Source organism: Spirosoma luteum DSM 19990 (assembly GCF_000374065.1).
GTDB lineage: Bacteria > Bacteroidota > Bacteroidia > Cytophagales > Spirosomataceae > Spirosoma > Spirosoma luteum.
Map to the genome: position 1 here is coordinate 591,490 of NZ_KB893245.1, position 13,697 is coordinate 605,186.

Annotated in this window: 7 protein-coding genes; 4 read left to right on the forward strand and 3 right to left on the reverse strand. The window is 52.7% G+C overall.

Translation table 11 applies throughout. The annotated features are described in order from the left end of the window. The first annotated feature begins 14 nt into the window (after positions 1-14). Positions 15-2,834: a bifunctional YncE family protein/alkaline phosphatase family protein gene (locus B156_RS0102535; RefSeq protein WP_018618047.1), complete on the forward strand. Its 2,820-nt coding sequence runs from the start codon at positions 15-17 to the stop codon at positions 2,832-2,834. Between the two features lie 662 nt (positions 2,835-3,496). Here the strand turns inward: B156_RS0102535 and B156_RS0102540 are convergent. Then, positions 3,497-4,699 (reverse strand): alpha/beta hydrolase family protein, encoded by a 1,203-nt coding sequence (locus tag B156_RS0102540; RefSeq protein ID WP_018618048.1) that lies wholly within the window; start codon positions 4,697-4,699, stop codon positions 3,497-3,499. 755 nt (positions 4,700-5,454) lie between these two features. Here B156_RS0102540 and B156_RS0102545 point away from each other — a divergent pair. Genes B156_RS0102545 through B156_RS28750 form a run of 3 tightly spaced genes read left to right on the forward strand, consistent with a single transcriptional unit; the run spans position 5,455 to position 7,906 of the window. Beyond that, entirely contained in the window at positions 5,455-6,729 is a 1,275-nt protein-coding gene (locus B156_RS0102545; protein WP_040584944.1) for a DUF5690 family protein, read from the forward strand. Between the two features lie 42 nt (positions 6,730-6,771). Continuing rightward, the gene (locus tag B156_RS0102550; protein ID WP_018618050.1) at positions 6,772-7,443 is read left to right on the forward strand and encodes a class I SAM-dependent methyltransferase; all 672 of its coding nucleotides are present in this window, start codon (positions 6,772-6,774) and stop codon (positions 7,441-7,443) included. Beyond that, positions 7,406-7,906 carry an AAA family ATPase gene (locus B156_RS28750; protein ID WP_245563669.1) on the forward strand — a complete coding sequence of 167 codons (501 nt, stop codon included), beginning with the start codon at positions 7,406-7,408 and terminating at the stop codon, positions 7,904-7,906. The genes B156_RS0102550 and B156_RS28750 overlap by 38 nt, the downstream gene beginning before the upstream one ends. A 192-nt stretch (positions 7,907-8,098) precedes the next feature. On the opposite strand, the gene B156_RS0102560 is transcribed toward B156_RS28750, so the two are convergent. Next, positions 8,099-10,729 carry a M14 family metallopeptidase gene (locus tag B156_RS0102560; RefSeq protein ID WP_018618052.1) on the reverse strand — a complete coding sequence of 877 codons (2,631 nt, stop codon included), beginning with the start codon at positions 10,727-10,729 and terminating at the stop codon, positions 8,099-8,101. 145 nt (positions 10,730-10,874) lie between these two features. Beyond that, positions 10,875-13,697, reverse strand: a complete 2,823-nt coding sequence (locus B156_RS0102565) for a M14 family metallopeptidase (protein ID WP_018618053.1) — start codon at positions 13,695-13,697, stop codon at positions 10,875-10,877.

Sequence of the window (13,697 nt, forward strand, 5' to 3'; positions counted from 1 at the left end):
ATTACTTTATTACTATGCGCGCAACGTTCCTTCTTTTTCTGACTTCTCTGAGTGCTATGGGGCAGCCAGTACCCCGTTATGTTATCTCAGCCCCGGCGGGGAATGAACAAACCAAGATTGATAAAACCGGCAAGACCGTGCTGCCCAATGGCCGGTATATTACCCCGCGCGGCACGCAGATTGAAACGGCTCCGCACCCCTACGGCCTGATTCTGAGTCCCGACCGTGGCGACGGTGCGGGGCAAACCGTTATTACGGCCAATTCGGGGATAAATCCGTTTTCGATTTCTATCCTGCGCGACGTGTTCGGCAATAATCCGACGGTGAAGCAAATTCCCGAAGGGGTCAAAACGGATAACGGCGTTCTCGAAGCCTGTTTTATGGGTTTGGCCGTAACACCAGACGGAAAGACCGTTTACGTAGCGGGGGGCGAAACCAACAGAATTTTCTCGTTCGACCTGGCTACCGGCAAACCCGGTGATGTAATTAACTGTAGCGCAAAAACGCCAACGGCTGACTACCGGCACGGCTACATTGGCGATATGGCCCTCACGCGGGACGGTAAAACACTGTATGCCGTCGACCAGATTGGCTTTCGGATGCTGGTCATTGACATGGTTACCAAAAAGATTCTGTACAACGTGCCTACGGGTCGCTATCCATTCGGAATTACCCTGTCGCCGGATGAAAAAACGGCTTACGTGGCCAACGTGGGCGTTTTTGAGTATAAACCGTTCACGGATTTAGATAAAAAAGACCTCAAAGAAACTGCCCATAATTTTCCGGCTACCAAATACGGTTCGACCGAAATGAAGGAAGGCATCCCGACCGAAGGAGTCCCCGCCCTCGGCGATCCGAATGCGCCGGAAGCGTTTTCGGTCTGGAGTATTCGGCTGGGTAGTCAGCCAGTGGTTACGGCTAAAATCAAGACCGGGTTCCTGGTTGGTGAAATGGTCGAGGATTTTCCGGCGGTGGGTGGCAGCAGCCCTAACTCGGTAGTAGCAACTGACCAGTACGTGTTCGTAAGCAACGGCAATAACGACTGCGTATCGGTCATCGACGTGAAAACCAGTAAGGTGCTCAAAAATATTGGTCTTTCGCCCGATCAGCGGCTGGGCAGTCTGCGCGGTATTATTCCCTTCGGGCTGGCCCTTTCGCCAGACCAAAAACGCCTGTTCGTGGCTGAAGCCGGCATCAACGCGGTGGCCGTAGTGGATGTGCCGACGCTTACCGTATTAGGGCATATTCCAACGGGCTGGTTTCCCTCAAAGCTAAAAGTGAGTTCAGACAATAAGAAACTTATCGTCGCTAATGCCAAGGGATTTGGCAGCGGCCCTAATGGAGGCAGAAGCTTCCAGCTTGGGCCGAAAGGCAGCTACATCGGTAGCCTGATGAATGGTACGGTGTCGGTCATGGATATCCCGACGGATGCCCGGCTAAAGGCTGAAACCGAGCAGGTGATGGCCAATAATTTCACGATTCGCCCGGTGTCGGAGGTGAAACCATCGGCAAACCCCATCCCGGCATTCCCCGGTCAAAAGCAGTCGCCGGATGGCCGGACTCCCATCAAACACATTGTTTTTCTGGCGAAAGAGAACCGCACGTACGACGAGATATTTGGACAGGTGACTAACGGTGATGGTGATTCGACGCTGGCCCGCTACGGCGTGGGCGTACCCGTAAAAGCACGGGGCAGTAATCAGGTCGTGGAAAATGCCAGCGTCATGCCGAATCACCTCGCGCTGGCCCGCCGGTTTGCCATGTCCGACAATTTTTACTGCGACTCCGACGTGTCTGCCGATGGTCACCGATGGCTCGTCAACACGTACCCAAATGAGTGGGTCGAAACGGGTACGGCGGCAGCTTACGGCGGCAAACGCACCATGCGCGATACATCCAGCGCACCCGGCAATCTGGCTTTTTACGGGTCGGCGGGGTCTATTTATCCCGAAGACTACAACGAAGGCGGCTCTATGTGGGAACACCTCGAACGCTGGAAAAAGGACTTCTTTAACTTTGGTTTCGGCGTTGAAATGGCGGGTGCTTACAGCGACAGCACCATGAAATACATCGGTGAAAAATACACCATCAACTATCCCCTGCCCGCGCCCCTCTTCGACCGTTCATCGCGTACGTTCCCGACTTACAACATGGCCGTTCCCGACCAGTTTCGGGCCGATGTGTTCATCAAAGAATTCAACGAGAAGTGGATGCCGAACGCTACGGGTAAAGGCGACACATTACCGTCAGTCATTACGTTGATGCTACCCAACGACCACGGCACCAAGCCGCGCCCAAAAGCCGGCTTCCCGTTCACGGAGAGCTACATGGCAGATAACGACCTGGCCGTGGGCCGCACCATCGAATTTCTGTCGAACACCCCCTACTGGAAAAACATGGCCATTTTTATCGTGGAAGACGACCCGCAGGGGGGCGTCGACCACGTTGACGCACACCGTAGCCTGATGGTCGCCATTTCGCCCTACGCCAAAAAGAACTACGTGGGCCACGTACATTACAGCTTTGGCAGCGTGTTCAAAACGTTTTGGAACATCCTGGGCATTCCCTGCCTGAACCAATACGACGCCGGGGCCACCGATATGAGCGATTTGTTCACCGATACGCCCGACTTCACGCCCTTCCGCGCCCTACCCGCCGACGTTCGCCTGTTCGACCCGCAAAAGGCTCTGGACCCATTCGACGAAAAATTCGATTGGAAAGCCTTCTCCGAATCGGAAGAAATGGACCGCACCGAAACCATGCAGAAACGCCGGGCCGAAGACGACGATGATGCGCGGGAGAAAACAAAGAAGAAAAAGAAAGGAAATCGGTAAGTTAATAGCCCATGCAAACGGACAGAAAGAGCGACAATTGGTGCAAACTCCCGGCAAGCTTAGAAGTGCAGGATTATACTAACCTATGTTGAGGTAATTGTCAGTCGAATTGCCTAAAAGACAGGCACATACACGCTACCAGGATGGTTAAAACAGTCCATTAATTGGACTATACGTAGAACACGTATTATGCTGTTTATTTTTTGCAGATAATAGTTGATTAAGTGATTGATTTGGAGCAACTTCATATTGAAATATCTACTGCCCATGACACTTAAATCAATCACTCTGCTAATCTTCGTCGGTATAGCTATACTGGCTGTGCTATTTTACCTTTTTCGAAAGGTTAGATTCAAGAAAGACTGCCCTGTTTGCGGGAACATGTACACCGATCGTATTGCAAGGCCAAAGTGGCTACGAATCCTCCCGAGCAAAGCGTACCAGTGTAACGCCTGTCGTCACCGATATTACTACATTGGCCGGAAGTACGAGCCTACTACGCCGACATTGACGATATAATGTCAATGTGACTTTACTTAGTTTGTTATCGGGTCCACCAGCAGTTGGCTGCTGGTGTCTGGACTTTTTTTGACAGCTAGTTAACCGCCCGGTAGAAAGTCTTCTCCTGAAATCCTGCCTGACCTTTTACTCGGCCACGCCCCCTACTGAACCGAGCCAAAGAAGGCGTAAGTACCGGTGATGAATTCCAGAATGCCGGTGGCATGGGTGGCTCCCTTCATGGTTTTTAGTTCCACATTCGTGGCACCCCTTTTCTGCATAGCCTGGTAAGTGTTTGCAGAATTAAGGTACAGGACGATCTCATCAGCATCGCCATGATAAAGTTGCGTACGGGTATTGGGTTTCCAGTCGTGGATGTCATTATCCTGCACAGCAGCCAGAAACTCTTTATCCGTCCCGTTGTTGATAGCCTGCCTGAAGCTATCCGTGAATAGTTTGTTCAGACTGACGTTGATGGAAGCGTCTTTCCCCTGGGCCTTAATCTGCGAGGCATAAGGCTCTTTGAAATAGTACGTCATGGGGCGATTCAGGCCATAAATGCGGTCGTAGGTGAGCAGTACCCATAGGTAAAGCCGATTGATATAATCCACACCTGCCGTCTCATTATTGATAATCTGTTTCATAAAAGCCGGTTTGTCATAGGCCCCGGCCCCGCAACTCGATGCCACCAGATTAAACTCATTGCCCGTTTCTTCTTCCAGTTTCTTTTGCAGGGACAGTGTAGCGTAGCCTCCTTCCGAATAGCCTGCAATAAACAACCGCTTGTCCCAGTTCACCTGTTGGTCGGCCAGAAAATCGCGGGTGGCCCGCAGCATATCGAGCGAAGCCGTTGCCAGTCCGTTTCGGTGCTCATAGGTATGAGGTAAGTCTTTCGAGGCTCCGTAGCCAATGTAATCGGGGGCTGCAATGATATAGCCCTGCGACGCAAACACCGAACCATAGGTATAGGCTTCGCTGCCCGACCCGAAGTTGGAGGGGGCATCACTGTCACTCGTAATGGTGCCGTGTTGCATACTGAGCAGCGGCAGGGCGGCCTGTGCTACTGGAACAAGGAGGGCACCCGATGCTTTAACGGATTTTCCGTCGGTGTTTGTCGTGGTATATTCCAGCCGATACGCTTTAATGCCGTAGCGGATGAAGAATTGAAGCGGAGCCAAAGCACCACTAAATCGGTTCCGTAACTGATTCGTTGAATACTCACCAATGAGTGTACTGCTGACTAAGGTTCGGGTAGAAACGGGTAAAAGGGAGTCACTTTCACCATTCTGACGACAGCCTGAGGGGGCTATCAATACCAGGCAACCAGCGAGTAATAGCGTGACGATTGATTCGATTTTTAGTAGCATGAAAGCGTGCAATATGACTTCTTTGGGTCTACTTTTTTAACGTTTAATACCCGATTTTCGTTTGCGCCAGCGCATCGCTTCCCAGCGATTTTCTTATTCTTAAACCTGGATTCAGCCCTATAGCTCAATGTATTTCTCCGTTGTTACGGTGAAAAAATTGGGTACTTTTTCTAGGGATGCTACCCTGTGGAACTCACTCGATGAGGCCGGGATGTCCAATGCGATAACCTATTTTAGTGGGTACAGGACAACCTGAGTCGGGAGGTGAATTCTAATGAAGGCACAAAGGTTTTGGGCGGAATTTGTCTATTTTTGAGAAAACGTACGGTATGAAGTACACGGTCAACGTGATTTATGAGAAGGACGAGCATGGGTATTACGTCTTTTGTCCGCAACTGGAAGATTGCCAGCCTTAGGGAGACACTTTTGAAGAGGCACGGGCCAATATTCAGGAAGCCATCGAGTTGCATTTGGAAACTTTGAGTCCCAACAAGATTACTGAGCGTCTGTCGCATGAGGTTATTACTTCATCACTGGAGGTAGCTGTTGGCTAAACTACCTGTTCTTAGCGCAAAGGAGGCTGAAAGCCTGTTGATGAAGAATGGCTTCGCGTGGATACGCATGAAGGGGAGCCATCTAATCTATTAGAAAGATGCGGTAAGAGTTGTTCTGCCTTTTCACGCCGGTAAAAGTATACACCCCAACATCGTCAAAGAAGTGCTACTTGCTATTGACGAACTGTAATGCCAGTTTTTATGCGTTCTCCCGCTTTCCTGCGTAATCCCACTACCTTCACTATCTTCGGCGCGGTGGCGGCTTTTTGTACCTACGCCTGCGCGTATGCGTTCAGAAAAGGCATCACTGCCGTTACGTTTGAGGGTATGGTTGTGGCGGGTATCAGCTACAAGATATGGCTCGTTACAGCGCAGGTGCTTGGCTACGCAGCTTCCAAACGAATTGGCGTAAAGGTTGTATCAGAGATGTCGCCGGGCCGCCGGGCCGGTAGTATTTTACTGTTTATTGGTCTTGCAGGACTGTCTCTACTGGGGTTTGCCCTCGTGCCTCCACCCTACAACATTGTTTTTCTGTTCCTGAATGGCCTGCCACTGGGCATGGTGTACGGCATCATGCTTGGCTTTCTGGAAGGCCGTCGGCAAACGGATGCGCTGGTGGCCGGACTGACCGCTTCCTTTATTTTTGCGTCGGGTTTTGTCAAGACGGTAGCGCTGACTATCCGCGCTGACTGGGGTGTATCGGAGTTCTGGCTTCCCTTTGTAACGAGTTTACTGTTCATTCCACCGCTCCTGCTGTCGGTGTATGCGCTCATGTTGCTGCCCCCGCCCACGGCCGAAGATCGAACCCTTCGGACGGAACGTAAACCAATGGACGGGGCCGAGCGGAGTGCCTTTGTCGGCACCTTCCGGGTGGGGCTGGTGCTGCTCATTGCCTCTTACGTGTTGCTATCGGCCTTTCGTGATTTCCGTGATAACTTCGGTCCTGAGATTCTGCGGGATGCGGGTGTTGAAAACCCGGGCATCTTTGCCAAAACCGAAACACTGGTGGCGCTGGGTATCCTGTTCATGATGGGATTGCTCCAGCGCGTAACTGATAACTTCCGGGCATTTGCCCTGCTCAATGGCCTGATGCTGCTGGGTGGAGCCCTGGTAGGCCTGAGCACCTATGCCTATTCAACCGGATTACTATCGGCAGGCAACTGGTTTTTATTGACGGGCCTTGGCCTGTACATGGCTTATGTGCCCTGCAACGGGCTGTATTTTGAGCGACTGATTGCCTCATTTCGGTATGTGAGCACAGTAGGGTTCATCGTTACCCTGGCCGACTGGTACGGGTATCTGGGCAGCGTGGGGGTGCTGCTGTACAAGAACTTCGGGCAGTCAACCATCAGTTACCGGGAGTTTTTTATGTATGGAGCCTACATCATGTCGGTATCCTACATCCTGCTGGTTGTGGCTTCATTTGTGTACTTTAGAAAGCGATTTCGGGAAGTGCCTGAACCTGTTTCGGCCTGATTAGGTTGGGATGAGGACTGATTTTCCCCGAAAACTACCCCTATGAATCCCTGGAATACCGTACCCTCCGCTGATTATGAACGCCATATGAGCCATGAAACGGTGGGTCAACTGGCTGCGCTAAACGAAATTACTCTTGAGAAGGTAGAACAGCGGTATCCGCAGACGGTGGCTGTGTACGGAGCCTGTACGGGCAATGGATTCGCCCACTTCGTGGATACACAAACGGTCTATGCTGTTGATATTAACCCTGCTTACTTAGCTACTTGCTACGACCGATACGACCCTATTCTGAACAATCTGGTACTGATACAGGCTGATATCAATCACGACGACGTACTTATTCCGCCAGACTCTATCGATCTGATTATCTGTCATCTGTTTCTGGAATACGTCGATCTGGATCGCGCTTTTGCCAGTTTTCGGCAGATACTCCGGCGGGGTGGATTACTCAATGTGGTGTTGCAGCGCAGCAATGATACGGGTTGGGTGAGCAACACGGGTGTAACGACGCTCCGGCCCGTGGCGGCCATCGCTAATGAGGTGACAGACGAAACGTTACGGCAACAGGCGTCGCCGGATTTGCGTTTTGAGGGCAGTCAAACCTACCGGATGCCGAATGGAAAAAGTCTGGTGTCCTACGATTTTATTAACGGGGAAGTTACCCAATCGACGAGTGAAGAAAGTACTGATTTTGAGTGGCCTGAGTGGTAGCGGGAAGTCAACTTTTGCCCGGCAGTTCTGTGCCGAAAACCTAAACTGGCTGCGGGTGAACCGCGACGACCTGCGCCGGAGTCTGCTGCCCGTGTCCCTGCCTGAATATTGGCAAACCTGGCCCGACGACCAGAGAAATCGGATTGAGAATCTGGTCAATGCGTTGCAGCAAACGGCTATTATCGAGGGGCTACGCCAGGACTGGAACGTCCTGATCGACAATACAAACCTCCGGCTGAGTTATATCAACGAGTTTCGAAAATTGCTGTCGGCGCATTTCGATCAGGTTGACGTCAGTTACCGACTTATCGATGTGCCGGTAGCGGAGTGCATTCTGCGCGACAAATACCGCGACGATTCGGTGGGGGAGGCCGTTATCCGAAAACAGGCCGAACAGCTGGCGGTGCTGAAACAGAATTTCAACTTCCAGCCCGAAATTCTCACCCGTCCCATCCGGTTTTAACGCAAACCGGTCGCGGGTTCATCCCAACCGACCTGTTGAATCGTTTTCTTCTTCAGTTGTATTGCCGGTTGCCATCCCGAAATGATTAACCATCGTAGAAGCCGTTCCTATCAGCTCATTTTTGGCGGACACATAAAGCCATTGACCGGGCCAGTAAACAAATTGGGTCTGTCGACAGACAGACCCAATTTGTTATTCACTTTTTCCGGTTGTACTTCCCGCCGTCTTGGGGAGCGTACTTTCGTACAGCGCGTTAAAAATTAGTTTGTACGTAGCGCGTGGCTGACCCCGAAACTGGGGCCGGAACCCGAATAGCACGACACTTCCCTTGTTTTGGTGCGCCCGCAGCACGGCTGCTTTTCCGGCAATGTATTTATCTTCGTTCAATGCCCAACCGCTCATCAACAGGTCTTTTTTGGCGTAGCTGGCAATCAGTTCAACAGTCGGTTCGGGAGCGGCTTTTATGGTTTCTTTACCGCCTTCACCTTCCCTGCGCTGCCGGACTATGTCGAACGCCCGGCTGTTCGAGAACGCGGCTGCCACCTCGGGCTGCATACCGGCAGCGAGGGCATTCCGGGTGTCTATCGTCGTCCGAATCAGGGAGCCGGGAATGTAAAACTGCTGATTGGATAGCCCGTCCGTCACGTTTTTGACCGGCAGGCCCAGCAATTCGATGGCAAAATCACTGGCTTCATCGAAGGTGACGAGCATCCCACCGTTATTTACGTACTGGCTCAGGGCCAGTGTACCGCCCAGCCCTAAACCGCCCGTGTACTGAGCGGGCATGGTGTTCGGCGTGTGGCCGTTTAGAATCTCTTTCACGCTCTGGTCGGGGATGATGATAGCGCTGTAGGCCGACAGGTCTTTTTTGGCGATGTCGGCATCGTGCAGCGTATCGACCGGGAACCCGTAGCTTTCCAGAAACCAGCGCGTCCATCCCTCATCCATGTTGGCCACCCACGATTTGTACAGACCCACTTTGGGTAGTTTGAGGGGCGTAATCCCGCTGGCCGGTTTGCTGTCCAGAGCCGTAAACCGTAAGCCTAACTCAGCCGCTAATTTTTTGACGCTACTTTCGGTATTAGCTCCTTTCTGAATGAAAAACGAATTTGCGTCGGCCGATCCAATGAATACACTCTCGCCCTGGCTCAGTAGCTGGTTCACGGCCATAACGCTGGCGTTCTCCTTACGCGATAACTGATAGCCGTAGCCTGCACTGGTAGCTACTTCACCCGTTTCTGCCGCGGCCATTCCGGTTACCGGACTAGTTGTGGCCGCAAATCCGGCATCGACCCGATTCACCTTTACGCCCATTTGCATGGGGAGTGTCCAGCCCGCCAGGTCATAGGGCGGAATAGGCGGACCGCCCGGATAAAGCCGCTGATTGGGGTGTACCTGCTTCTCCATCAGATCCATTACGTAGGGTATGAACGCCTGCGCTCCGTAAATGATGTACCCCCCCGCCGGGTAGCTGATGTTATTGGCCTGAAACGGCTGGGTTGCTTTGTTGACCTCCACCCCACTTTGCCGCAGCATATTGATGAGATTGATGGCTTCGCCTTTGTCCCACTGATCGGCGGGGATCACGTAGGCGTATGGCTTGGTTTTGCCAACGGCTTCGATGGCATCACGGCCCATTTGATAAATGTTGTACAGAAACTCCTCGCGTTTGTCGGCCGCCAGCACCAGGGTGGCCATTGAGGCTTCTTCCATGTAATTGACGGCATCCCGGAAGTGCGATTCGCCCCCTTTCCACGGATTGGCATAAAAAATCTCGGTTCCGTCAGTAGCCGCCGTCACACCCACGCCCACCGTTTTAGGCAGCGAATCGGGTGGGTAAAAACGGGGCGACGGCGTAGCGTGGGCTGTTTCGGTCAGAATACCGATCTGGTTATGAAAATACGGTACGGTACGCATCCCGCCGTTCCACCACATACTAAAGCGCAGTTGCGATACCACGCCGGGCATCTTTTTCATGGCAAACCGGCTGGCCATAGCCGACCCCACCATATTCACTCCTGATGTAACGCCGGGGTGAATGTGTGGATTGACCGGATTGGCAAAGGGCGGGATGAAAATACGCGTCCAGGCCGGGGATGTCTGGTGCTGGTTGTACACAATTTGTGGGTACCACTGGTTATACAGCACCTCCGATACCGCCTTTGTTTCGGGCATGTTGTTGGTAAACCAGTCGCGGTTGTTGTCGTGGCCAACGTAGTGATGGTAAAGCCAGGGGGGCGAGGTAGTTTCGTAGGGTGTGCCGAGGTTACCATTATACCAGTCGGCCACAATATTGAGTCCGTCGGGGTTCATTTCGATCATGAGCAGCGCTACCACCTGATCGCGGATTTTTTTCATCTCCGTCGACTCTTCAGTGGCCATCCGATACGCCAGTTCAGGCATCATCTGGGCGGCTGCCACTTCCGACGCGTGCAAACCCACGTCAATCCAGACAACCGCTTTACCCGTTTCGGCTAATGTCCGGGCTTGTTTCGCATCGATTTTGGCCCGCGACAGTTGCTCGCTGATGCTGCGCCATTTGTCCAGCTGTTTCATGTTGGCTTCGCTCGATACCATCAACAACATCAGCGGTTTGCCCAGCACCGATTTACCGATTTGCACCATCTTGACCCGGTTGCTGGCCTTATCCAGTCGCTGATAATAGTCCATCAGCAGGTTGTATTTGGCTAATTTGTAATCGGCACCCGGCTCAAAGCCAAACACGTCGACTGGTTTGGGTACCTGCGCCAACACAGTACTCGTTAGGCCGAGAACAGTAAGGAGTAAAAAGATAGCCTGGTTAAGAGTTGTAAGTTGTTTCATAGGGCAGAGGTCAGTCCGTTTAAAGTTAGATTGTTTTTGTCATGCTGAGGGACGAAGCATCTTCGGTAGCAGAATACTTCCGGCTACCGAAGATGCTTCGTCCCTCAGCATGACAAAGAAATGGCTGGGTAGCCGGAATCAGTCCTTACTCCCCGGCAGCATCGCTGCCCGATGCACTGGTTTTACCAACGCTATAAAGCTGATTGAAGAGCATTTTGAAGGTGCCCTGTGCCTGCGCCCGGAAGGTGATTTCCGGACCAAAAGCATAAAACTTACCCGCTCCTATTGGAGCCATGAAAGCCGCTACGCCATCCTGCAGGTACGACTGGCCCCAGGCCCAGCCGCTCCGAAGAGGCTTGTCTGTGTCGAACCAGGCAAGGGGCGTTACCTGTCCTTTGGCAATGGCTTCTGGGGCCAGCTTGAATACGGGACTGGCATCGAAGTACACATCCGTTTGGGAAGGCAAACCCCAGGTGGCCTGCTGGGTCGAATCGACCGCTACGCGGAGTACACTGCCGGGAATGTAGTATTTCTCGTTGGGAAGGGGCCGGTCTTTGCCACTACCGGTCATCTCCACCAGTGCATTGCGAACGGGGAGTTTCAGGTGGTAAGCCAGATTGGTGCTGCTGCCAATGGTAACTACGTTGCCGCCCGCTTCCATAAACGCCTTCAGTTGCGGTATCGACTTTTCGGCCGTGATTTTGCCCAAACGCGGCTGGTATTCGGCGGGGGTGTTTTCTTTCTGCGGCTCACGCTCCATACCCCGGAATGGGTTATCGTCCTCCCCCTTCATCGAAGGAATAGCGCGGGTAACAAACACAATCACGTCATATTTCTTCTTCAGATTCCCGGCATCTACATCATTTGGGTAAATTACGTCTATCGGGAAATGGTATTGCTCCATCAGCCAGCGCACCCAACCCGACGGCATCGACCCGCCATAGGTGTCCCACAACGCAATCCGCATGGGCGATACTTTGCTCAAAGCTGTAGCAGGTCGTTTGGCTATCCCACTTACTTCCAGCCCCAGCTCTCTGGCCGACTTGTCTAACAACGTTTTGGCTTTAGCCGAAGCAGAAACGAAAAAGTCACCAGCTTCGCTACCCGATTTGGCACCCGTACCATTCGGCATACGGAACACCTCGATACCCGAGGCCAGCAGGTCGTTCACTGCAATGAACGAGTTATTGGCTTTGGCACTCAGTACGTAACCCGCCGATGGTGTACCCGTAACGTGGCCTTCCGGCGATTGAAGTTCGCCGATGGGCAGCTTTTTGAATGGCCCATCGAAGCTGTCCAGCACCCGGTCAAACTGCACGTTCATGAGGTAAGCCAGCGTCCAGCCAGCGGCATCATACGGCCGCACGGGCGGGCCACCCGGATACTGAAAATCATTGGGGTGGTCCTGCGGCTCGAACATATCCAGCAGGTGAGGCCGGAACGCCTGATCGGTTTTAACGACAAAGGACCCTGACGGATATTTTTTGCCTGCTACGGTAAAATCGGCGGTGGCCTGCTGAATCTGAATACCCGTTTTGATGAGGGCATTCACGAATTTAGTAGCCGTAGCAAAATCGGGCTGACTGGCCGGTATAATGAACCCACGCGGATCGCGCTGGGTGGGAGCCGTCATGATGGTATCGTAATATTTGATCGGCATACCGCCCCCGCGTGGCACGAAACCATACTGTGCCAGGGCTGCGTTGGTGGGTGGTTTCACTTTTTTCGGATCGCTGTTGAAGGCTTCCTCAATGGCGTCGATACGTTTTGGGGTCAAGGCCCAGTAATCTTTACTGCCCCGCTCAATGGAGTTTTTGCCCATGCGGTATATGTTGAACAGCAGGTCGTCGCGGTAGCGGGCGGCATAACCCAGCACGGCATAATTGAGCGATACCGAATAGTCGATGGATTGCTTGAAATGCCACTTCTGGGGCGTAACCGGAAAGGGTGTGTTACCGTTAGGGATCAATCGTTTGGGTATAAGTGGAATGTCTTCCGGCGTGGGGTTGCCGATGATTTCGGTCAGCAACCCAATCATGTTGTGGAAGTGCGTGGTGGTACGCAGACCGCCATTGTACCAGGTCGAGAAGACCGAGCCACCCAGACGCGTAAAGCCCGGTTTGTTTTCCTGATGGAGCCGGTTAATCATGGCGGCTCCCAGCGCATCAATACCCGTTACCATGAGCGGGTCGAACACATAGTTGAACGGGTCGCGGTAGGGTGGGCCAGCTACCACAGAACCCGCTGGGCCACGCTGGTGGTGGTTGTACATAATCTGCGGTATCCATTCGACAAACAGCTGGCGACCCATATTCTGGGTTTCCTTCATGTTCATGATGAAAAAGTCGCGGTTGTTGTCGTGGCCAATGTACTTCTGGTATAGCCGGGGCAGGTTATCGGTCAGCCGTTTTTCGGGCGTTTTCTCCCGCATGTACCAGTTGCTGACCAGTTCCTGCCCGTCGGGGTTGGCGTGGACAAACATGATGATGTCATTATCCAGAATCCGCATCGTTTCGGGGTCGTTGCGGCTCACAATCTGGTAGATGGTTTCGATAAGCTGGTGTGCTCCCACTACCTCGGTAGCGTGCAGCCCGCCATCAATCCAGACGATAGATTTACCCTCATTGGCCAGCGCGCGAGCCTGCTCATCGGAGAGGTTTTCTGCGCGGGCCAGTTTGGTGGAAATTTCTTTGTAACGGTCTAATTTGGCTAAGTTGGCGGGTGAAGAGACAAGCAGCATATACTGATGTCGGCCTTCTTCGGTAAGACCCATGTCCACTAATTTAACCCGGTCAGATGCTGCGGCTATTTTCTTGAAATAGGCTTCGGTCTGGGTGTAATTGGCCAGGTGGTAATCGTCGCCGATGGCGAACCCAAAATGTTCTTTGGGTGAGGGAATGGTTTGGGCTGTAGCCTTACTCAGACTAGTCAGCAGCAGAAAAACGAGTAGGTAGAGGGGCGCGCGCAT

Excerpts from the sequence above, each read along its gene's own strand:
- B156_RS0102550 (WP_018618050.1), top strand. The coding sequence starts at position 6,772 with ATGAATCCCTGGAATACCGTACCCTCCGCTGATTATGAACGCCATATG.
- B156_RS0102535 (WP_018618047.1), top strand. The coding sequence starts at position 15 with ATGCGCGCAACGTTCCTTCTTTTTCTGACTTCTCTGAGTGCTATGGGG.
- B156_RS0102540 (WP_018618048.1), bottom strand. The coding sequence starts at position 4,699 with ATGCTACTAAAAATCGAATCAATCGTCACGCTATTACTCGCTGGTTGC.
- B156_RS0102560 (WP_018618052.1), bottom strand. The coding sequence starts at position 10,729 with ATGAAACAACTTACAACTCTTAACCAGGCTATCTTTTTACTCCTTACT.
- B156_RS0102565 (WP_018618053.1), bottom strand. The coding sequence starts at position 13,697 with ATGCGCGCGCCCCTCTACCTACTCGTTTTTCTGCTGCTGACTAGTCTG.
- B156_RS0102545 (WP_040584944.1), top strand. The coding sequence starts at position 5,455 with ATGCGTTCTCCCGCTTTCCTGCGTAATCCCACTACCTTCACTATCTTC.